This window comes from Acidovorax sp. SUPP3334 (assembly GCF_030159055.1).
Taxonomy (GTDB): domain Bacteria; phylum Pseudomonadota; class Gammaproteobacteria; order Burkholderiales; family Burkholderiaceae_C; genus Paracidovorax.
In genome coordinates this window covers 1-21,543 of record NZ_BQXQ01000016.1, presented here as the reverse complement: position 1 = coordinate 21,543, position 21,543 = coordinate 1, and the positions used below count along the sequence as shown (strand labels likewise).

The 21,543-nt window shown below is 65.4% G+C and carries 15 protein-coding genes, 4 pseudogenes, 1 CRISPR repeat array and 1 riboswitch; of the genes and pseudogenes, 9 read left to right on the top strand and 10 right to left on the bottom strand.

From position 1 onward, the window contains the following. Window positions 1-36: 36 nt before the first annotated feature. The 3 genes and pseudogenes from AVHM3334_RS10900 to AVHM3334_RS10890 all read right to left on the bottom strand — a co-directional run. Entirely contained in the window at window positions 37-1,089 is a 1,053-nt protein-coding gene (locus tag AVHM3334_RS10900; RefSeq protein ID WP_284412186.1) for an SDR family oxidoreductase, read from the bottom strand. Window positions 1,090-1,396: 307 nt separating this feature from the next. Further along, complete coding sequence (locus AVHM3334_RS10895; protein ID WP_284412185.1) at window positions 1,397-1,648, bottom strand: hypothetical protein; 252 nt, start codon at window positions 1,646-1,648, stop codon at window positions 1,397-1,399. Window positions 1,649-1,797: 149 nt separating this feature from the next. Then, window positions 1,798-2,286 (bottom strand): annotated as a pseudogene (locus AVHM3334_RS10890) (mechanosensitive ion channel family protein); the annotation flags it as partial. On the opposite strand from AVHM3334_RS10890, the pseudogene AVHM3334_RS10885 reads away from it, so the two are divergent. After that, a pseudogene (locus tag AVHM3334_RS10885) lies at window positions 2,277-2,435 on the top strand (ISL3 family transposase); the annotation flags it as partial. The pseudogenes AVHM3334_RS10890 and AVHM3334_RS10885 overlap by 10 nt on opposite strands. 198 nt (window positions 2,436-2,633) lie before the next feature. Here the strand turns inward: AVHM3334_RS10885 and AVHM3334_RS10880 are convergent. Further along, on the bottom strand, window positions 2,634-3,581 hold the full coding sequence (locus tag AVHM3334_RS10880; RefSeq protein WP_284412183.1) for a LysR family transcriptional regulator: 948 nt from the start codon (window positions 3,579-3,581) through the stop codon (window positions 2,634-2,636). Window positions 3,582-3,662: 81 nt separating this feature from the next. Between AVHM3334_RS10880 and AVHM3334_RS10875 the strand changes: the two genes are divergently transcribed. Next, the gene (locus AVHM3334_RS10875) at window positions 3,663-4,178 is read left to right on the top strand and encodes a PACE efflux transporter (protein WP_502869892.1); all 516 of its coding nucleotides are present in this window, start codon (window positions 3,663-3,665) and stop codon (window positions 4,176-4,178) included. Between the two features lie 64 nt (window positions 4,179-4,242). Here the strand turns inward: AVHM3334_RS10875 and AVHM3334_RS10870 are convergent, their stop codons facing one another. Beyond that, window positions 4,243-4,947 (bottom strand): hypothetical protein, encoded by a 705-nt coding sequence (locus tag AVHM3334_RS10870; RefSeq protein WP_284412179.1) that lies wholly within the window; start codon window positions 4,945-4,947, stop codon window positions 4,243-4,245. 98 nt (window positions 4,948-5,045) lie between these two features. Further along, window positions 5,046-5,906 carry a DODA-type extradiol aromatic ring-opening family dioxygenase gene (locus AVHM3334_RS10865; protein WP_284412177.1) on the bottom strand — a complete coding sequence of 287 codons (861 nt, stop codon included), beginning with the start codon at window positions 5,904-5,906 and terminating at the stop codon, window positions 5,046-5,048. A gap of 133 nt (window positions 5,907-6,039) precedes the next feature. Between AVHM3334_RS10865 and AVHM3334_RS10860 the strand changes: the two genes are divergently transcribed. Further along, entirely contained in the window at window positions 6,040-6,966 is a 927-nt protein-coding gene (locus tag AVHM3334_RS10860) for a LysR family transcriptional regulator (protein ID WP_284412175.1), read from the top strand. A gap of 81 nt (window positions 6,967-7,047) precedes the next feature. On the opposite strand, the pseudogene AVHM3334_RS10855 reads toward AVHM3334_RS10860, so the two are convergent. The 4 genes and pseudogenes from AVHM3334_RS10855 to AVHM3334_RS10840 all read right to left on the bottom strand — a co-directional run. Continuing rightward, window positions 7,048-7,278, bottom strand: a pseudogene (locus AVHM3334_RS10855) (helix-turn-helix domain-containing protein); the annotation flags it as partial. 60 nt (window positions 7,279-7,338) lie between these two features. After that, window positions 7,339-7,778: pseudogene (locus AVHM3334_RS10850) on the bottom strand (transposase); the annotation flags it as partial. Window positions 7,779-7,879: 101 nt separating this feature from the next. Then, a complete protein-coding gene (locus AVHM3334_RS10845; RefSeq protein ID WP_284412173.1) occupies window positions 7,880-10,117 on the bottom strand; it encodes an NADP-dependent isocitrate dehydrogenase in 2,238 nt (745 codons plus the stop codon). 163 nt (window positions 10,118-10,280) lie between these two features. Further along, window positions 10,281-11,225 (bottom strand): DMT family transporter, encoded by a 945-nt coding sequence (locus tag AVHM3334_RS10840; protein ID WP_284412171.1) that lies wholly within the window; start codon window positions 11,223-11,225, stop codon window positions 10,281-10,283. Window positions 11,226-11,562: 337 nt separating this feature from the next. Here AVHM3334_RS10840 and AVHM3334_RS10835 point away from each other — a divergent pair, with 337 nt between their 5' ends. From AVHM3334_RS10835 to cas2, 6 genes are all read left to right on the top strand, one after another. Next, window positions 11,563-12,297 (top strand): hypothetical protein, encoded by a 735-nt coding sequence (locus tag AVHM3334_RS10835; protein WP_284412169.1) that lies wholly within the window; start codon window positions 11,563-11,565, stop codon window positions 12,295-12,297. Between the two features lie 59 nt (window positions 12,298-12,356). Next, window positions 12,357-12,452: riboswitch (S-adenosyl-L-homocysteine riboswitch) on the top strand. Window positions 12,453-12,481: 29 nt separating this feature from the next. Further along, the gene (gene metH, locus AVHM3334_RS10830; RefSeq protein WP_284412167.1) at window positions 12,482-15,223 is read left to right on the top strand and encodes a methionine synthase; all 2,742 of its coding nucleotides are present in this window, start codon (window positions 12,482-12,484) and stop codon (window positions 15,221-15,223) included. A gap of 222 nt (window positions 15,224-15,445) precedes the next feature. Further along, a complete protein-coding gene (locus tag AVHM3334_RS10825; protein ID WP_284412165.1) occupies window positions 15,446-16,207 on the top strand; it encodes an NYN domain-containing protein in 762 nt (253 codons plus the stop codon). 200 nt (window positions 16,208-16,407) lie between these two features. Then, window positions 16,408-19,539, top strand: a complete 3,132-nt coding sequence (cas9, locus tag AVHM3334_RS10820; RefSeq protein ID WP_284412162.1) for a type II CRISPR RNA-guided endonuclease Cas9 — start codon at window positions 16,408-16,410, stop codon at window positions 19,537-19,539. Window positions 19,540-19,545: 6 nt separating this feature from the next. Further along, complete coding sequence (gene cas1, locus AVHM3334_RS10815; RefSeq protein WP_284412160.1) at window positions 19,546-20,475, top strand: type II CRISPR-associated endonuclease Cas1; 930 nt, start codon at window positions 19,546-19,548, stop codon at window positions 20,473-20,475. Beyond that, on the top strand, window positions 20,472-20,825 hold the full coding sequence (gene cas2, locus AVHM3334_RS10810; RefSeq protein ID WP_284412158.1) for a CRISPR-associated endonuclease Cas2: 354 nt from the start codon (window positions 20,472-20,474) through the stop codon (window positions 20,823-20,825). Before cas1 ends, cas2 begins: the two co-directional genes overlap by 4 nt. A 71-nt stretch (window positions 20,826-20,896) precedes the next feature. Then, window positions 20,897-21,526: a CRISPR direct-repeat array (repeat unit 36 nt; unit sequence AGTCTAGATCACTGGGATATGCGCACTGGCCGGAAC). Window positions 21,527-21,543: the final 17 nt, after the last annotated feature.

Below are 21,543 nucleotides of genomic sequence, written 5' to 3'. Positions count from 1 at the left end.
TGCGCCACGCAATCCCGGCTTTGGCCAGGGCTGCTGCTAGGGCTGCTGCCGGTCGGCAGCGCCGCTGCGGTCGCGCGTGGCGAGCCACCAGCCATAGGCCAGCCCCGCCATGCCCAGCGCGGCGATGGCCGCCATGCGGCTGTCGCGGTGCTCGCGGTGGCCGCCATCGATGGCGGTGCCGCGCGAGGGCTCGAAGAGATTGCCGTCCGAGTTGGGCACGGTGCGCGCGCGGCGCAGTGCGGCATCGGTCAGCCAGCGCATGGCGCGGCCCACGGCGGCCGGGGCCACGGCATGGGCGATGCGGCCGGGCAGCGCGGGCGCGCCCAGCCAGGTCACGTCGCGCGGGCGGGTGGCCAGGCCAACGATGGCGTCGGCCACGCGGCGCGGGTCCACCATGGGCAGCGGCGGTCGGATGCTGCGGCCCGTGTAGTTGGCGCCGTGCGCCAGGCCCGGCGAATCGACGAAGGTGGGCGCCACGTCGCACACGTGCACGCCGGGCAGGTCGGAGACTTCGGCGCGCAGGCTTTCCGACAGGCCGCGCAGGCCGAACTTGCTGGCGGTGTAAGCCGCCGCATAGGGCGCCGGCACCCAGCCGCCCATGGAGATGAGGTTGACCAGCGTGCCCCGGCCGCGCTCGCGAAAATGCGGCATCACCACGTGCGCGCCGTGCAGGTGGCCCAGCAGATTGGTTTCCAGCACGCGGCGGTGCGCGGCGACGGGCACGTCTTCGAAGCGGCCCACCGCGCCCACGCCCACGCCGTTCACCCACACGTCGATGTGGCCGAAGTGCCGTATCGCCTTGACCAGCAGCGCCTGCACGGCCTTGGGGTCGGTCACGTCGGTGGGCACGCCGATGGCGGTGCCGCCCTCGGCCCGGCATTCCATCGCCACCGGCGACAGCGTGTCGGCATCGCGCGAGGCGAGCACCAGACACGCGCCGCGGCGCGCGAAGGCCAGCGCCGTGGCGTGGCCGATGCCGCTCGATGCGCCCGTGATGACGACGACGGTGCGCTCGGGCAGGGGAGCGGCGGGGTTGCCGCCGTCGGCGGGCGGTTCGGAATCGGAGGCAGGGGAGCGGGCAAAGAACATGGGTCCGGGGGTCCTTGAAATCAGTCGTGGCTGCGGACGGCGCGGACCCCTGGAACGGCAGGGAGCGAAGGCGCCGCCTTACGAAGACTGTTTTAAGCCCCGACCCCGGGGCGCTGGCGTAGGACGGTGTCGGAAAGGCAGGGGACCGGTTGCCGGGTTCACCCGGTCGATGCCGGGCGCCTCGGGCTTGCGCTGCGATTCAAGCCTTATCGGCCTCCAGCGCAATCAACACTAGGGTATACAGCTATCGAAATAATAGCAATCGAACATCCACCGACATCATGGCCAAGGGCCCGGTGCGGGCGCCTCAGCGCCCCACCACGGACCAGCCGGCGCGCTGGTCGGTCTTGTCGTTTTCGTACTCCCACGCCGTGCCGCAGCGGTCGCACTGGTAGCGGGTGATGGTGACGGTGCCGTGGTCGCGCTCTTCCTTGCGGTTGCCGCGCTGCACCAGCTCGGCATGGCCCGGCGCGCGGCGCCAGTTGCGCTGGATGCCGGCGCAGCTTTCGCACAGCTCCATCTTCTTCAATTCGCTCTGTCGAGCCGGGTCCTGGGTCATGGGATTTTCTGCCGCGTTGGGGATCGGGGATGCCGCGGGCGCGCTGGGCGGAGGGCCGAAGTGCAGCCGGGACGAGGGCCGCTACTTTAACCAACCAACGGCGCAGCGGACGGCCACCACCGCGCGGCGCGCGTCCCGGCCGATGCGCCTCAAGCCGTCACGGGCTGCCGCACCTGCAGGAATCCACCGGGCGGCTCGCCACCGCCGGGCGCGGCCCACTGCAGCGCGCGCGCGGGCACGGCGAACTCCACGCCCAGCACGGCCAGCTCGCGCATCAGCGACAGGTTGATGCGCTGCTGCAAATCCATGTACACGTTGTAGCCGGGGTCGAGCACGATGTAGACCACCTCGTACTTGAGGCCGTTCTCGCCGAAGCCCTGCAGGTGCGCGCGGTCGAAGCGGGCCTTGTCCTCGGCCTCGATGATGCGGCGCGCGGCCTGCGGAATCGCCTCGGCCTGCTCCGCCGTGGTGCCGTAGGGCACGCTGAACTGGAACACGATGCGCCGCTCCTGCATGTAGCGGTAGTTGTTGATGGTCTGCTTGAGCAGGTCGGTGTTGCTCATCACCACCTACTCGCCGCTCAGGCTGCGGATGCGCGTGGTCTTGAGGCCGATGCGCTGCACCGTGCTTGCTGCAGCAGACCAAGACGGCAGCACGCGGCTTCAGGACTGTGCGCAACTTCATCGCCATCGCCTACCTGCGCATGGCCAAGCTCAAGGATCTGCCGACCAACCCCTTTGCTCCTGCTGCCCCGATTGGGCTCGGCGTTACGCCGCATGTTCCCTGAGGTCGAGTTCCACTCGAAACGGCATAGAGCCGTTTTCTTTGACGGTGAATATTCACTACATCTGCTGCCATTCATTAACAAGGCGGGTCGACCCAACTCGTTGCCTAAGAACTTGTTACCGCACACCCGCGACAGAAGTCCTCGAATGCTCAATTTTTGCTATTAAAAGTATAGCTATGTGCCTTAGTGAAATATGCGCTAGAGCCTTTTTTGACCCGAAGGCCGTACCGCCTGCCGGGCGATCAGTTCCACGAAGCGCCGCGCCCCCAGGCCCAGCGGCCGCTCCTTGGACCACACCACGTCCACCCACAGCGCGACGCCGTTGCTCAGGTTTTCGAACGGCATCTCCACCAGAGAGCCCGCCGCGATGCGCGGCTGCACCAATGCGCGCGGCTGCCAGCCCCAGCCCAGGCCGGCTTCGATGAGCCCGAGCGCAGCCAGGTGGTTGTCGGTGCGCCAGTGGTGGCGCGCGAACACGAAGCGCGGGTCGGTCTGCGCCAGGTCGCGGCTGGCCACGACGATCTGGCGCGTGGTGGTCAGGTGCTCCTCGCGCAGCAGGGCGCTGGCGGCGGGCTCGCCGCGGGCCGTGGCCGCGGCCTGTGCGGCCGCCAGCACGGGGTGGCCGGGCGCCATGACCGCCACCAGGGTTTCGTTGCCCACCTCCTGAAAGCCCTCGCGCCCGTCGATGCTGGGCCGCTCGAACACCAGCGCCAGCTGCGCGCGCCCGGCATGCAGCAGCGCCAGCGCATCGGCCTGCGGCGCGGCCAGCACCTCGACCTGCAGCAGCGGGTGCTCCTCGGCCAGGGCCGCCAGCGGGCTGCGCCAGTGGCCCGCCAGCAACTCGGGCGCGATGGCCAGGGTCAGGCGCTCTTCCAGCCCCTGCGTGAGGGCCAGCGCCTGCGCGTTCAACTGCCTGAGCTGCCCCGCCAGCAGCCGCGCCTGCGGCTCCAGCGCCCGGGCGGCGGCGGTGGGGCGGGGCTCGCGCCCGGTGCGGTCGAAGAGCGACACCGCCAGTTCGGCTTCGAGGTGCGCGATGGTCATGCTCACGGCCGAGGGCACGCGCGACAGGGCCCGCGCCGCGGCCGAGAACGAGCCCTGGTCCAGCACGGCCAGAAACACCTGCACGCTGTCGGAAGAAAACGCCATGGGTCGCAGTATCTATCAATAAAACTGAAACAAGCTGACTTTATGTATCAGCCTGGCGCACATAAAGTCGCGACCATGTCACTGCCCAACGCTTCCGCCGCCGCCTCTTCCGCCGCCCCTGCAACGCCTGCCGCCCACCGCCCCACGGGGCTTCAGGGCGTCGCGCGCCGCGTGCTGTACGTCACGCTGTACGAACTCATCGCGATTGCAGCGGCCACCGTGGCGCTGGCCTGGCTCACCGGGCAGGGGTCGGGACATTCCAGCGTGGTGGCGGTGGCGGCGTCGGCCATCGCGGTGGTATGGAACCTGGTGTTCAACTGGGCCTTCGAGCGCTGGGAGGCCCGCCAGCCCGTGCGCGGGCGCAGCACGGCGCGCCGCATCGCCCACGCCATCGGGTTCGAGGGCGGCCTGGTCTTCACGCTGGTGCCGCTCTTCGCCTGGTGGTTCGAGGTCAGCCTGTGGCAGGCCTTCGTGATGGACCTGGGGCTGATCGCCTTCTTCCTTTGCTACACCTTCGTCTTCAACTGGGGGTTCGACCGCATCTTCGGCCTGCCGGCCTCGGCCCAGTCGGGCGGGACGGCGCAGGCCGCTCGCTGACGCAACGACGACGCCGACCGGGGGCGGTCGGCATCGGTCAGTGGCCAGCGGCGGCCGGGAGCCGTCAGTAGGGCAGCGCGAAGCCGTTGCGGCCGGCGTTGATGCGCAGCGCCGTGGGCGTGCCGTTCACTTCCTGCGCGGTGAGCGAGACGCTGGCGCCGGGCACCAGCAGGCTGCGGTCGCCCGCGCGGAAGGTCACCACCGGGGCGCCGGGCGGCACGATCACGGTCTTTTCGCCCCCCTGGTACTTGAGCCGCAGCGTGCGGCCCTTGCCGGCGTCGGCCGCATCGGTCACGTCCGCCACGTCCGCCACCGTCGCATTGGTCATGGTGCTTTGCGGCTGCAGGTCGAACGGGCGGTGGCCCTCCCCGGTGCCGCGCGCGGACTCGGGAAACACCGTGACCGCGATGGCGCGCTGCGTGCCGTCCGCCTGGGGCAGCGCGGCCGTGCCGATGAAGCTGCCGGGCCGGATGTCTTTCAGCGCGATCGGATAGACCTCCTGCACCACCAGCGTGGGCGGCAGGGCCAGGGCCACCGTCTGCCCGCCGCGTTCCTTCACGGTGAGCGTCGTGGCCGTGGCCGCCTCGACCGTGCCGCGCAGGCGCACCGTCTGCGAAGCGGAAGACGAAGACGAGGGGGAAGGAGAGGCCTGGACCTGCGCCGTGGCGGCGCTGGCGCCCACCAGCAGGCTGGCCGCCACGAAGAGCGGGGAGGCTTGCGAGAAGCGGGAAAGCAGGGGCAGAAACACGGGACGGTGAAGCAGCGTCATGGGGCAGGCCGGCAGTCAGGGGAAAACCATGATGCCCCAAATGGCTGAAGGCCGTGGCCCGTGGCCCGTGGCCGTGGCCCCAGCCCGCCTGCGCTGGCTCACATCGCCGCGCCGAACCGGTAGCTCGATACCGTCACCCCGCCGTACACGCCCTCTTCGTTGTACACGCACAGGGCGGGCTCGTTCTCGGCGGCGCCCACGGCCACCATCAGCGGAATCAGGTGGTCCTCGCGCGGGTGGGCGGTGCGGGCGTAGGGCGCGTCTTCCCAGGCGATGAGCCGCTCGACCCGCGTGGCCGGGTCGGAATACGCCAGCGTGTCCTGCAGCCATCGGTCGAAGCCCATCGACGGAGCGAGACCGGCCTGGCCGAAGCGGCGCAGGTTGTGATAGCTCAGCCCGCTGCCCACGATCAGCACGCCCTCATGGCGCAGCGGCGCCAGCGCACGGCCGAGCGCCAGGTGCCGGGCCGGGTCCAGGTCGCGCTGCAGCGACACCTGCAGCACCGGCACGTCGGCGGCCGGGTACATCACTTCCAGCGGCGAGAAGGTGCCGTGGTCGAACCCCCGCTCGGCATCGAGCCGGCTCGGCAGCCCTGCGGCCTCGATCAGCCCGGCGATGCGCTCGGCCAGGGCCGGCGCACCCGGGGCGCGGTATTGCACCTCGTAGGTGTGGGGCGGAAAGCCGGAGTAGTCGTACACCATCGGCGGGCGGGGGCTGGACATCACCGCGAAGACCTCGTCCTCCCAATGGCCGGACACCACCAGCACCGCCTTCGGGCGGGTGTTGATCTGGTGGGGAATGTCCTTGAGCGATTGCTCCAGGGCCTGCATGGCGCGGCGCATCTCGGGCACATACGGCCACGGGCCACCGCCGTGGGACAGGAAATAGGTGGGCAGGCAAGCAACGGCGGGTGCGTCCGGCAGCGAGGCCGACGAAGGGGCAGCGGTAGAGGCGGTCATGTGAGGCTCCAGAGTGGCCGCAGCGCACAGGGGCGGCGCGGCGTGTTCATGCACGGTGCCAGCAAGGTTAATGTTTCTTTTCAGGGAAATCGATGGCGATAAAGTTACCGCAGTCTTTCTCCGATGGGAAACCATGAGCGCCAAGGACCTCGACCTTGCCGGCATCCGCGTTTTCCAGATGATCGTCGAAGCGGGCAGCTTCAGCGCCGCCGGAGACCGCCTGGGCATGGCGCCGCCCATGGTCAGCAAGCACATCGCCCGGCTGGAGCGTGCGCTGGGCGCGCGCCTGCTGAACCGCACCAGCCGCAGCATGAGCCTGACCGAAGCGGGCACCGCATTCCATGAGCAGGGCCGGCAGGCGCTCGAACTGCTCGACGCCGCGGCGGCCTCGGTGGGCCAGGGCCAAAGCAGGCCCCGCGGCGAATTGAAGATCAGCGCCCCCGTGTGGTGCGCCACCGCGCGTTTCGCCGGGCTGCTGGCCGAATACCGGCGGGCCTTTCCCGAAGTGCGGCTGGACCTGCACCTGGACAACCGCATGGTCGACATCGTCTCGGAAGGCTTCGACGTGGCCCTGCGCATGACGGCCGAGCCTGCGCCGCAGCTGATCGCCCGCCCCCTGTGCCGCATCGCCTTTCACCTCGTCGTGGCGCCCGGCGCGATGCCCGCCCCCGCGCCACCCACCTGCGCGCCGCCCGGTCCCGGGGCGGACGCCCCCTCGCTGCCGGTGCCGATGGTGGTGCCCAACTATCTGCAACTGGAGCGCGTCTTGCACGGCTTGCACGAGGGCACGCCCTGGCGCATGGATGCGGTGATGAAGTCGAGCGACACCACGCTGAGCTACCACGCCGTGGTGGCCGGCATGGGGGCGGCGTTTCTGCCCGAGTGGCTGGTGGAGCAGGACCTGGCCAGTGGCCGGCTGGTGAAGCTGCCGGGCCATGCGGACTTCGAAGGCACGCTGCATGCCGTCTATGCCAGCCGCCGGCAGATGCCGCTCAAGCTGCGCAGCTTCATCGACTTTCTGGCGCAGCGGCTGGGTGACCGGCCGGCGAGTGGCGCATGACTGCATGCCGTCTGGGGCAACGGACAGCCGATGGGGTCGCCGATGGCCAAGAAAGGGGCGGCATTCAACGCGGATGGCGCCTCACGGCTCTTGCAGCAGTTGCCCGGCCAGCGCCGCCGCCGCGGTGCGGGTTTCCACGCCGAGCTTCTCGAAGATGTGTTCCAGGTGCTTGTTCACCGTGCGCGGGCTCATGCCCAGGATGTCGGCGATATCGCGGTTGGTCTTGCCCTTGGCGATCCAGGACAGCACCTCGGTTTCGCGCCGCGTGAGTGCCACGGGCGGCAGGCGGGCGGCAGGGGGCGCGTCGGCGGCGCCCAGAGCGGGCGCAGCACGCGCCGCAGTCGTCGCGCAATACCGAGCAGGGGAGTTATGGCAGGCCCGCAAAGCTTCGTTGCGCACCGCCGCTCCCATCGGAGTCTCTTTCCACGGCTTGCCGTTCTTGCGCGGCGGTATCACCGCCTGTGCGCCCCTTTGCGCTATTGCCGCATGGCAGCCCTTGGTGTCGTAGGCTCCATCCCCGCCGACGCTGGCCACCGGCTCGCCAGTCCATGCCTGCCAGGCGCAGCAAGCCCTGCACCAACCCCAGGCTCTGGCGCAGGGCCAGACCGAACAGGCACTCGATGCTCAGGCAAAACTCAATCGCCGCATCGCCGAAGATGGGCTGGCGACCGCGTTTGCCACTGGCCGGCGCGTACCACTGCATGTCCTTGTCCAGCCAGATCGTCAGCGATCCTCTCGCTTTGAGCGCGGCGTCGTACGCCGCCCAGTTCGTTGTCTTTTAGCGCTGCTTGGCGCCCCTTGGGTTCACTCATCGGCATAGGTGAACGTCAATCCCAATGAAAGCCGTACCCGCCGAGACGGCGGATACGGCTTTCATCTATCAGGCAGTGCCGATGTCAGCGGGTAAACACCATCAGGCCGTCACGGCCTCCAACGCCGCATTCAACGTCGCACTAGGCCGCATCACCGCTTCCGTCTTCTTCGGGTCGGGCAGGTAGTACCCACCGATGTCGGCCGGCTTGCCCTGCACGTCGGCCAGCTCGCCCACGATCTTCTGCTCGTTGTCGGCCAGGGTCTTGGCGAGGCCGGCGAACTTGGCGGCCAGGGCCCTGTCCTCGGTCTGTGCGGCCAGTTCCTGGGCCCAGTACATGGCCAGGTAGAACTGGCTGCCGCGGTTGTCCAGCTGGCCGGTCTTGGGGCTGGGGTTCTTGTTGTTGTCCAGCAGCTTGCCGGTGGCGGTATCCAGCGTCTTCGCCAGCAGGGTGGCCTGCTGGTTGCCGGTCTTGAGGCCCAGGTCTTCCAGGCTCACGGCCAGGGCCAGGAACTCGCCCAGCGAATCCCAGCGCAGGTGGTTTTCTTCCACCAGTTGCTGCACGTGCTTGGGCGCAGAGCCGCCGGCACCCGTTTCGTACATGCCGCCGCCGGCCATCAGGGGCACGACCGACAGCATCTTGGCGCTGGTGCCCAGCTCCATGATCGGGAACAGGTCGGTGAGGTAGTCGCGCAGGATGTTGCCGGTGACGCTGATCGTGTCCAGCCCGCGGATCACGCGCTCCAGCGTGTAGCGCATCGCGCGCACCTGGCTCATGATCTGGATATCGAGGCCGCTGGTGTCGTGTTCCTTCAGGTAGGTCTTCACCTTCTTGATGACTTCGTTTTCGTGCGGGCGATACGGGTCCAGCCAGAACACGGCGGGCATGCCGGAATTGCGGGCGCGCGTCACGGCCAGCTTCACCCAGTCGCGGATGGGGGCGTCCTTCACCTGGCACATGCGCCAGATGTCGCCTTCTTCCACGTTCTGGCTCAGCAGCACTTCGCCCGTTGCCAGATCGACGATGTTGGCCACGCCGGCTTCCGGCACTTCGAACGTCTTGTCGTGCGAGCCGTACTCTTCGGCCTGCTGGGCCATCAGGCCCACGTTGGGCACGGTGCCCATGGTCTTGGGGTCGAAGTTGCCGTGCCATTTGCAGAAGTTGATGATCTCCTGGTAGATGCGGGCGAAGGTGCTCTCGGGGATCACCGCCTTGGTGTCCTTCAGGCGGCCGTCGGCGCCCCACATCTTGCCGCCGTTGCGGATCATGGCGGGCATGGACGCATCGACGATCACGTCGTTGGGCGAGTGGAAGTTGGTGATGCCCTTGGCCGAATCGACCATCGCCAGCTCGGGGCGGTTTTCGTGGCAGGCGTGCAGGTCGCGCTTGATCTCGTCCTGCTTGCTCTGGGGCAGCGTGGCGATCTTGTTGTACAGATCGACCATGCCGTTGTTCACGTTCACGCCCAGCTCTTCGAAGAGCTGCGCATGCTTGGCGAAGGCCTCCTTGTAGAAGATGCGCACGGCGTGGCCGAAGACGATGGGGTGCGACACCTTCATCATGGTCGCCTTGACGTGCAGCGAGAACATCACGCCGGTCTTGTGCGCGTCCTCGATTTCCTTTTCATAGAACTCGAGCAAGGCCTTCTTGCTCATGAACATGCTGTCGATGATCTCGCCGTCCTTCAGCGACACCTTGGGCTTGAGCACCGTCGTCTTGCCGCTCTTGCCGACCAGTTCCATCTTCACGTCGCGCGCCTTGTCCAGCGTCATCGACTTTTCGCCGTGATAGAAGTCGCCGTGGTGCATGTGCGAGACGTGCGAGCGCGATGCCTGGCTCCATTCGGCCATGCTGTGCGGGTTCTTGCGGGCGTATTCCTTGACGGCCTTGGGCGCGCGGCGGTCGGAGTTGCCCTCGCGCAGGACCGGGTTCACCGCGCTGCCGATGCACTTGTTGTAGCGGGCGCGGATGTCTTTCTCTTCGTCGGTCGTCGGGTTCTCGGGGTAGTCGGGAATCGCATAGCCCTTGCCCTGCAGTTCCTTGATGGCGGCGACCAGTTGCGACACCGATGCGCTGATGTTGGGCAGCTTGATGATGTTGGCATCGGCGGAGAGGGTCAGCTTGCCCAGGGCGGCCAGGTTGTCGGGCACGCGCTGCGCCTCGGTCAGGCGTTCGGGAAACTGGCCCAGGATGCGGCCTGCGACCGAGATGTCGCTGGTCTCCACGTTGATGCCGGCGGGGGCCGCGAAGGTCCGCACGATCGGCAGGAAGGCGGCGGTCGCCAGGGCGGGTGCTTCGTCGGTCAGCGTGTAGATGATGGTCGGTTGCGTCGTGCTCATGCGCTTGGGCTCCTTGGGAAGGGGGACGGATCAGCCTGCGATTTTCGCGCTTTCTGAAAGCAGCGGGTGGAGATGCCCCTCAGCGCCGTTCGGGCCGGTGCCCCCAGCGGCCGGCAGAGGGCACGAAAGAGGAGGGCGCCTGAGCGGGGCGGCCACCGCCGGTTCACGCGCGGGGCGCCGGTGCCCTCGTCACCAGCCAGATGCCGCCGCACACCAGCACCAGTGCCGCTGCGTTGCGCCATTCCAGCAGGTCCTCTTTCAGGAACCAGGCCGACAGCAGCGTGCCGAACACGGGCACCATGAAGTTGAACGCCGTGACCAGGCTCACCCGGTTGTGCTTGAGCAGCAGGCTCCAGATCGATATGGCCAGGGCGGACAGCAGCACCAGGTAGGCCAGCAGCGACGAAGAGGCCCACGTCACCTCGCCCAGGCTGCCGCCCATCGCATAGCCCAGCACCAGCAGCACCACGCCGCCGATGGTCAACTGGTAGGCCGTCATGACGACCGGGTCCATGCCCTGCGAAATGCTTTTGCCATAGACGCCGCCCAGGGCCAGCACCAGCGCCGCGATGACCACGAAACCCTCGCCCAGCAGGGCGAACTCGAAGGCGGTCAGCGCCCCGGCCAGGCCTGCACCGAAGTTGACTGCCATCACCCCGGCGAATCCCACAATGCAGCCCCAGGCCTTGGCATGGCTGATGCGGTCGTTGTGGTACAGCCAGTGGGCCAGCAGCACGCTGAAGAAGGTGCCGGTGGCATTCATGATCGAAGCCTTCACCCCCGTGGTATTGGCCACGCCGATGTAGAAAAAAATGTATTGCAGCGTGGTCTGCAGCAGGCCCAGCATCGCCAACTGGCCCCAGGCCCTGGCAGGCCAGCCACGAAGCTCCCTGCCGCTGGCGGCCACCCACGCCAGCAGTGCGAGGCCGGCGAGTGCAAAGCGCCACCCCGCGAACACCAGCTTGGAAGGAATGTCTCCGCCCTCGATACCGAACAGTTCGTAGCCATTTTTGATGGCCGGGTACGAACTGCCCCAGAGCAGGCAGCACAACAGCGCCAGCAGAAACACGTTTCTGCGTTGCGCGAGCGGGGAGTGGGGCGGAGACATGGACTTCTTTCCAGTAGGGGCTATTGCCCCAAAATGGGGAATTTTGCATCAGGTCGTAGGACAACCTTGCGCGAAAATTCATGAAAACAGGCACATTCCACTGGTTTGGACGGCTTCTTCTTCTATTTGTCGGATGACTGTACTGTGCATGGCTGTAACGGACAAATGCGATGAAAGACGATGGGCGTAACTGTTAGATGTGCTGAGGCTGGAATCTACCGTAACAATTAGTTGATTGGTGCACTGCCATTGCCCCGGGCCCGCATCGGGTGGCGTGCCCGGGCCGGTTCTTCACCGGCTTTTCCACCGTGCCGGCCTTGCCCATAATGCGGCGCACATGCGACCGTCCCTCGTTCCCCTTCTCTTGTCCTGCTGTGCCCTGGCGGCGCTGTCCGGGTGCACCTCCGGCCCGCCTGCGCCGCACGGCGAGGCGAGGGGCACCTCTGCCAGCGGCAGTGAACTGGGGCAGTCCGATGTGAACCGCATGGCAACGCTCGGCATGCGGGAGAACCTGGACAGCCTGTACCGGCTGATGGACAAGCTGTATCGCCGCAATCCGGCCGAGTGGCGCAAGACCACCGCGGCGGGCCGCGAGCAGGCCATGGAACAGGTGCGCACCACCATCGAGCAGGGCGGAACATGGGCGCCCCTGCAGGGCCGCCGCGACATTGCGGCGATGGCCCTGGCCCTGGCGCCTGAATTCGCCGGCGACCGCGTGGCCGCCTTCATCTTCGCCACCGCCGACATGCTGATCACCGCGCACGACGGGAAGATCGAATTCTTCCTGCTCGACAGCCTGGATGCGCAGCACCTGTACAACGCCGCCCGCAATGTGGAGATCGCGGCGTGGATGCTGTCGCAGCGCCGCACCGCCGCCGGGCAGCCGCTGCTGCTGGCCGACGAGATCGGCCCGCAGGGACGCAACCTGAGCTTCGAGCGCGAGTTCGGCAAGATCATCGGCCGGCTCGATCTGCTGGCGGCGGTCGCTCTCGAAAAATACCGGCGCGCCGCCATCACCTATGTGCAGGGGTTGGTGGGCGGCTCGTTCCTGCAGTTCCTGCCGGTGCGCTGAGAACGGTCTCTCTGGCCGCCGCGCGACGCCCGAAAGCGCGGGCCGCGTAAAATCCGGTCGCCCCCGAGGAGCGTTGCAGCGCCTGCCGATCAACCCGGCTCAAGGCGTCAGGCTCGGGCGGCGCTGGCCCCACTGTCCAACGACGCTCACCTGTTCCCAACCACCGATTGCGCAGGTGAGCCTGATGTCCGCCCCCCTTATCCCGCCTCCCATGAAGCTCTCGGGCCTCGAACCGGTTTCCATCGGCGAGGGCACGCTGTTCGTCAACATCGGCGAGCGCACCAACGTCACCGGCTCCAAGGCCTTCGCCCGCATGATCCTGAACGGTCAGTACGAAGAGGCCCTGGCCGTGGCCCGCCAGCAGGTGGAAAACGGCGCGCAGGTCATCGACATCAACATGGACGAGGCCATGCTCGACAGCAAGGCCGCCATGATGCGCTTTCTGCAGTTGATCGCCTCCGAGCCCGACATCGCGCGCGTGCCGATCATGGTGGACAGCTCCAAGTGGGACGTGATCGAGGCCGGGTTGCGCTGCATCCAGGGCAAGGGCATCGTCAACTCCATCAGCATGAAAGAGGGCGTGGAGAAGTTCAAGCACGAGGCGCGGCTGGTCAAGCGCTACGGCGCCGCCGCCGTGGTGATGGCTTTCGACGAGGTGGGCCAGGCCGACACCTACGAGCGCAAGATCGAGATCTGCGAGCGCGCCTACCGCGTGCTGGTCGATGAGGTGGGCTTTCCGCCCGAAGACATCATCTTCGACCCCAACATCTTCGCGGTGGCCACCGGCATCGAAGAGCACAACAACTACGCGGTCGATTTCATCGAGGCCGTGCGCTGGATCAAGCAGAACCTTCCGGGCGCCAAGGTGTCTGGCGGCGTCAGCAACGTGTCGTTCAGCTTCCGCGGCAACGACCCGGTGCGCGAAGCCATCCACACCGTGTTCCTGTACCACGCTATTTCAGCGGGCATGGACATGGGCATCGTCAACGCCGGCATGGTCGGGGTGTACGACGACCTGGAACCCACGCTGCGCGAGCGCGTGGAGGACGTGGTGCTCAACCGCCGCCCCGATGCGGGCGAGCGTTTGGTCGAGGTGGCCGAGACGGCCAGGAGCGGCGCCAAAGACGAGAGCAAGCGGCTTGAATGGCGCGGCACGCCGGAGCACCCCAAGACCGTGGGCGAGCGCCTGTCGCACGCGCTGGTGCACGGCATCACCGACTTCATCGTCGAAGACACCGAAGAGGCCTACCAGGCCATTCTGGCAAAGGGCGGGCGCCCGCTGCACGTCATCGAAGGCCCGCTCATGGACGGCATGAACGTGGTGGGCGACCTGTTCGGCGCGGGCAAGATGTTCCTGCCGCAGGTGGTGAAGAGCGCGCGCGTGATGAAGTCCGCCGTGGCCCACCTGATTCCGTACATCGAGGAAGAAAAGCGCCAGGACGAGCTGGCCGGCCGCGACGTGCGCAGCAAGGGCAAGATCATCATCGCCACCGTCAAGGGCGACGTGCACGACATCGGCAAGAACATCGTCACCGTGGTCTTGCAGTGCAACAACTTCGAGGTGGTGAACATGGGCGTGATGGTGCCCTGCCATGAAATTTTGGCGCGCGCCAAGGTCGAGGGGGCCGACATCGTGGGCCTGTCGGGCCTGATCACGCCCAGCCTGGAAGAGATGCAGTACGTGGCCGGCGAGATGCAAAAGGACGACCACTTCCGCATCAAGAAGATCCCCTTGCTGATCGGCGGCGCCACCACCAGCCGCGTGCACACGGCCGTCAAGATCGCGCCGCACTACGAAGGCCCCGTGGTCTATGTGCCCGACGCCTCGCGCAGCGTGAGCGTGGCCCAGAGCCTGCTGGGCGACGGCGTGCAGAACTATGTCGATGAACTGAACGCCGACTACGACAAGGTGCGCACCCAGCACGCCAACAAGAAGCAGACGCCGCTGTGGTCGCTGGCCAAGATCCGCGCCAACAAGACGCCGGTGGACTGGGCCGCTTTCCGGCCCACCGTGCCGCGCGCGCTGGGCCGCCGCGTGTTCAAGAACTTCGATCTGGCCGAGTTGGCGCGCTACATCGACTGGGGCCCTTTCTTCCAGACCTGGGACCTGGCCGGCCCGTACCCCGCCATCCTGACCGACGAGGTCGTGGGCGTGGAGGCCACGCGCGTGTTCGCCGATGCGCAGGCCATGCTGAAGAAGATCATCGAAGGCCGTTGGCTCACCGCCAGCGGCGTGATGGGCCTGTACCCGGCCAACAGCGTGAACGACGACGACATCGAGTTCTACACCGACGAATCGCGGACCGAAGTCGCCATGACCTGGTACGGCCTGCGACAGCAGACCGAGAAGCACACCATCGACGGCGTGACCCGCCCCAGCCGCTGCCTGGCCGACTTCGTCGCACCCAAATCGAGCGGCATTGCCGACTACGCCGGCCTGTTCGCCGTGACGGCGGGCTTAGGGATAGAGAAAAAGGAAAAGGCCTTCATCGACGCGCTGGACGACTACTCGGCCATCCTATTCAAGAGCCTGGCCGACCGCCTGGCAGAGGCCTTTGCCGAGGCCCTGCACCACCGCGTGCGCACCGACCTGTGGGGCTACGCGGCGGGCGAGGCGTTGAGCAACGACGACATGATTGCCGAGAAGTACCGGGGCATCCGCCCCGCGCCCGGCTATCCCGCATGCCCGGACCACAGTGCCAAGCAGGCCCTGTTCGAATTGCTGCAATGCGGCGAGGTCGGCATGGGGCTGACCGAAAGCCTGGCCATGACCCCGGCCGCCAGCGTGAGCGGTTTCTACATCGGGCACCCCGAGAGTCAGTACTTCAACGTCGGCAAGATCGGCGAAGACCAGCTGCACGACATGGCCACGCGGCGCGGTATGGACGAAGCAGCTCTTGCGCGGTTGCTGGCGCCGAATCTCTGAACCTTGAAAGAGACGAAGGCCCCGCATGCGGGGCCTTCCATTTGGTGCATCTTTCAGCTTGTTAGCGCCAACGGAATTGCATAACAACCCGCGCCGGAACACCTTCGCACATGGCAAACACATATGAAATTATAGAAAAATTTCTACCTTCGCAAAGTGCCCTATGATGATATAAAATCAGCCGTATCACTTTGCTAAAATCTGGTCCACAATCCCTTCGCCGTGTCATTCAGTTGGCTTGGTTTAGGGCGAAAAGGCCACCGCAAGGTGGCCTTTTTATTGGTGGGAACAGCATTGACGAGAACCTATATCTACATCGACGGCTACAACCTCTACTACTCCCGTCTCAAGGGTACGCCGTACAAATGGTTGGACATCGCTACGCTGTTTCGTGATTGCATCCTGTCACCGCAAGACCCCAGCGCAACCGTTATATCCATCAAATATTTCACGGCGCCAGTCAAAGCGGCTTACGCCCGGCATGGAGATGCGTCATCTCGGGCTCAAACCCAATATCTCCGCGCGCTACAAGCTCACGGCCCTGGGCTCGTCCAAGTCATCAATGGATTCCACATCTTCGGGCTGGCGTCCCTGCCAAGTTATCAGGAAGGCTCCGCCCCCTCCAAAGACAGCGTTTCGCGTGTTTGGATGATCGAAGAAAAGCAGACCGATGTAAATATTGCGCTGCATGCTTACCGTGATGCAGTGCGTGGCGCATGCGATCAACTGGTGATCTGCTCCAATGACAGCGATCTGGAGCCTGCCCTTCGAATGATCCGAGAGGACGTGCCAGCGGCCAGACTGGGGTTGGTCATGCCCCTGCGTGACAAGGACACAGAAAAAGGCAAAGTACCCAACAAGCGGCTCACTGCCCTGGCTCACTGGGTGCGCCATCACATTCGGGAAGATGAACTGGCTCAGTCACAGTTGCCGCAGCATGTTGCAACCAAGAAGAAACCTGCCAGCAAGCCTTTGCATTGGTGACGATGATGGCGGGTGGCCCAGCCAATGGACCGCATTCGCATATACGCGGTGCTTCTAAAATGACGAAGGCCCCGCATGCGGGGCCTTCCATTTGGTGCATCTTTCAGCTTGTTAGCGTCCAGAGCGCATATCCCAGTGAACTAAGTGTTTGCGAATTTACCCGAATCCGTTACAAACGGCAAACAACAGGGAGGTAATTCATGCAGCCGGGAAAAATGGTGTATCGGTTGGCACTCGATCTGGGATCGACTTCGCTGGGCTGGGCGTTGTTCCGGCTTAACACGCAGGGGGATCCTTCCGCGATCATCAAAGCAGGCGTGCGCATCTTCAGTGACGGCCGCAATCCAAAAGATGGCTCTTCTCTCGCGGTAACCCGCCGTGCTGCGCGTGCCATGCGACGGCGGCGTGACCGGCTGCTCAAACGCAAGGCCCGCATGCTGGCGGCCCTGGAACGGCGTGGCTTCTTCCCACAGGACGAGGCGACCCGCAAAGCGTTAGAAAAGCTCAATCCCTATGCGCTGCGCGCACGCGGGTTGGAAGCTGCGCTGACACCGGAGGAATTCGGCCGGGCTCTTTTTCACCTGAACCAGCGCCGGGGTTTTCAGAGCAATCGCAAGACCGACCGCAAAGACAGTGATAGCGGTGCGCTCAAGCAGGCCATCGGCACGCTGCGTGCGCAGATGCATGAATCTGGCTGCCGCACCGTAGGTGAATGGTTTTGGAAAGCGCGAATGGAGCAGAAGCCGGAAGGCGTGAGAGATCAGGGTGTGCGCGCCCGCTACCGCGAAACGCCCTTGACCACCGACGAAGGCAAGAAGCGCATCGATAAGCGCTACGACCTGTATGTCGATCGCGCCATGGTGGCGCAGGAGTTCGATGCATTGTGGGCCGCGCAGGCGGCCTTCAACCCCGCGCTGTTCAACGAGGCCGCCCGTGCCGAATTGCGCGACACCTTGCTGCACCAGCGCAAGCTGCGGCCCGTGAAGCCCGGCCGCTGCACCCTTGTGCCCGACGAGCCGCGCGCCCTGCTGGCGCTGCCCAGCACGCAGCGCTTCCGCATTTATCAGGAAGTTAACCACCTCCGCGTACTGCATGGCGATCTGCGCGAGGAAACGCTGACTCTGCCGCAGCGCGACCAGATCGTGGCGCTGCTGGAAAAGCAGGCCAAGGTGACCTTCACTGCCATGCGCAAAGCGCTGGGCTTCTCGGCGCTTTTCAACTTGGAGGATGCAAAGCGCGACGGTCTCAAGGGCAATGCCACAGCGGCGGCGCTGGGCAAGAAGGACCTGTTCGGCCCCCTGTGGGTGGGCTTCGACGCCGCGCTGCAGGACGAGATCGTCACGCAGTTGATGACCGAGGAAAGCGAACAGTGCCTGGTCGCCTGGCTGCAGGCGCACACTGGCGTGGATGAAGCGAGGGCGCAGGCCATTGCCAATGCCGGCCTGCCCGAAGGCTACGGCAGTCTGGGCCGCACGGCGCTTGCGCGCATCGTGCCAGAGCTGCGGCGCGACGTCGTTACCTACGACAAGGCCGTGCAGGCGGCCGGGTTTGTGCACCACAGCGACCTGGGGTTCAACTTCGACCACGGTGATGACGAGGTGGAATGCATCGGCGAACGCACCATCGCCTCCACTGGAGAGATCAAAGCGGTCCACGCCTGGAGGCAACTGCCCTACTACGGCCGGGCACTGCAGCGCCACGTGGCCTTCGGCAGTGGCAAACCCGAAGACGCGGAAGAAAAGCGCTATGGCAAGATCGCCAACCCCACCGTCCACATCGGGCTGAACCAGTTGCGCACGGTGGTCAATGCACTGATTCGCCGCTACGGCCGGCCCGCCGAGGTGGTGATCGAGCTGGCGCGCGACCTCAAGCAGAGCCGTGAACAGAAGCTGGAGGCCCAGCAGCGACAGGCGGACAACCAGAGGCGCAATGCGCGCATCCGCCGCTCCATCTCCGAGGTGCTGAGCATCAGCGAAGAGCGGGTGCGCACGTTGGACATCCAGAAATGGATCTTGTGGGAGGAGTTAAGCCACGACGCCGCAGACAGGCGCTGTCCCTATAGCGGCGTGCAGATCAGCGCGGCCATGCTGCTGTGTGAGCGCGTGGAGATCGAACACATCCTGCCGTTTTCCATGACGCTGGACGACAGCCTGAACAACCGCACGGTGGCCTTGCGCGAAGCCAACCGCATCAAGCGTAACCGCACGCCCTGGGATGCTCGAGCCGACTTCGAGTCCCAGGGCTGGAGCTATGACGGCATCCTGGAACGCGCGGAGCGCATGCCGTTGCGTAAGCGCTACCGCTTCGCACCCGACGGCTACGAACGCTGGCTGGGCGAGGACAAGGATTTTCTGGCCCGTGCGCTCAACGACACACGCTACCTTTCTCGCGTGGCAGCCGAATATCTGCGGCTGGTGTGCCCCGGCAGCGCCACCCGCGTGATTCCCGGCCAGATGACGGCGCTGCTGCGTGGCAAGTTCGGCCTGAACGACGTGCTGGGCCTGAACGGTGAAAAGAACCGTAACGACCACCGCCACCACGCGGTCGATGCCTGCGTGATCGGCGTCACTGACCAGGGCCTGATGCAGCGCTTCGCCCATGCCAACGCCCTGGCCCGCGACAACGGCCTGACGCGCCTCGTCGAGGACATGCCGATGCCCTGGCCCACCTACCGTGCCCACGTGGAGCGCGCCGTAGGCCACATCTGGGTCAGCCACAAACCCGACCACGGCTACGAAGGCGCCATGATGGAGGAGACCAGCTACGGCATCCTACGCGACGGCAGCATCAGACAACGCCGCAAGGCCGATGGCAGCGCTGGGCGAGAGATCAGCAACCTCATCCGTATCGCCGAGCCCGGCCAGCCCCAGCGCCATGGCGTGGATGCCGAAGGCCGGCCGTTGCCGTACAAGGGCTATGTGGGCGGCAGCAACTATTGCATCGAGATCACCGTCAACGACAAGGGTAAGTGGGAAGGACAGGTTATTTCCACGTTCGAGGCGTACCGCATCGTTCGGGCAGGCGGGCTGGGACAGCTGCGACACATTGGCCGAGGACAGAACGGCAAGGCATTGGCCATGCGGCTGGTGATTGGCGATAGCGTGCGGCTGGAAACAGGTGAGGGAATCTTGCAAACCTTTCGAGTGGCGAAGATGTCCGTAGCGGGACAGGTCTTCATGTCAGAGGTTAATCAAGCCAACGTGGATGCGCGCAACAGGAGCGGCGAGTTGCCCTATGTCTCCAAAATGGTCGGATCTTTCCAGAAAGCCAAGGCCCGCCAAGTCACGATCTCCCCCATCGGCGAGTTGCGCGATCCGGGGTTCCAGGGCTGACGCACGATGGTCGGCCGCATCGTCGAAATCGCGGACGACAGGCGGCACCTCTTCATGCACCGGGGGTTCCTCGTCGTTCGAGACACCGAAGGCGAGCGCAAGGAGCTGGGCCAGGTCCCCTTGGACGACGTGGCGGCAGTCATCGCCAACGCCCACGGCCTGAGCTACACCAACAATCTGCTGGTGGCCCTGGCCGAACGCGGTGCGCCCTTCGTGCTTTGCGGCGCCAACCACAACGCCGTCGGCATGCTGCTGCCCATCGACGGCCACCACGTGCAGGCCAAGCGCATCGAGGCGCAATTGGCCGCCGGCCTGCCCTTGCTCAAGCGCCTGTGGGCCACGGTGGTGAAGGCCAAGCTGGAGCAGCAGGCCGCCGCGCTGGAGGCTGCGGGCGCCGCCACTGCCCCGCTGTTGGCCCTGGTGGGCAAGGTGCGCAGCGGCGATCCAGAAAACATCGAAGGACAGGGCGCACGGCGCTACTGGGGCCTGCTGTTCGGTGCGGACTTTCGGCGCGACCAAGATGGCGATGGCTTGAATGCCTTGCTCAACTACGGCTACACCGTGCTGCGCTCGGCCACCGCCCGGGCCGTGGTGGCCGCCGGCCTGCATCCCAGTCTGGGCCTGCATCACAGCAATGATGCCAACCCCATGCGGCTGGTGGACGACCTGATGGAGCCCTTCCGCCCAGTGGTGGACCTCAAGGTCTGGCAACTGTACCGGGCGGGCGAGGCCCACGTCACGCCCGATACCAAACGCGCCTTGGTGCGCGTGCTGTACGACGACATGCAAACCCAGCAGGGAGTAACCCCCGTCATGGTGTGCATGCAGCGCATGGCCACTTCGCTGGCCCAGGTGTACCTGGGAGAACGTCTTCGGCTCGACTTGCCCCTGCCCGGATTGCCGCTGTCATTGGCGGGGAGCTTCGATCCTGAGTGACGCCAACCGACAGGATTGCAACTATGCTGACGGGGTACCGACTCATGTGGATGGTGGTAATGTTCGATCTGCCTGTGATTACCAAAGCCGAACGCAAGGCGGCCACGGGCTTTCGCAATGCCTTGCTGGACGTGGGCTTCCAAATGAGCCAGTTCAGCGTTTACCTGCGCTTTTGCACCAGCCAGGCCCAGGTGGACACCCTTTGCCGGCAGGTGGAGCAGGCCTTGCCGGCCGGGGGCAAAGTGCATATCTTCCAGTTCACTGATAAGCAGTATGAGCGAGCCATCTCCTTCCACGGCCACCGCCGTCAGCCTGTGCAAAAAGCGCCTGACCAGTTCGATCTTTTCTAGCCGGACGCAATGTTTTACTGGACTGTAGAAGCGAAAAACCCCTTGACGAATCAAGGGGTTATCGCGATCAGAGTCTAGATCACTGGGATATGCGCACTGGCCGGAACCAGGCCTTGGAGGATGCATACACCTCTACGAGTCTAGATCACTGGGATATGCGCACTGGCCGGAACGCCTTTGCTGTGTTCAAATAACGCAACTCTAGTCTAGATCACTGGGATATGCGCACTGGCCGGAACCTCCTTACAAGCTACCAGTATCAATAAGCCAGTCTAGATCACTGGGATATGCGCACTGGCCGGAACGCAGCCGAGCCGGACGCGTAACGCTCCGGCAGTCTAGATCACTGGGATATGCGCACTGGCCGGAACTCGTGTTGGGCGGTACTGTGAAGACTCCATAGTCTAGATCACTGGGATATGCGCACTGGCCGGAACAGTGTTCGATGCTCCGCCTATGCAACCACCAGTCTAGATCACTGGGATATGCGCACTGGCCGGAACCCAAGCCTCAGCGTACCACACATCGCTGCTAGTCTAGATCACTGGGATATGCGCACTGGCCGGAACCGGCACCAAGATCGGTGGTTGCGGCTGCTAAGTCTAGATCACTGGGATATGCGCACTGGCCGGAACTCTACCACCAACCATACACGAACTGCTGTAAGTCTAGATCACTGGGATATGCGCACTGGCCGGAACCCAGTGCAACAACTGGC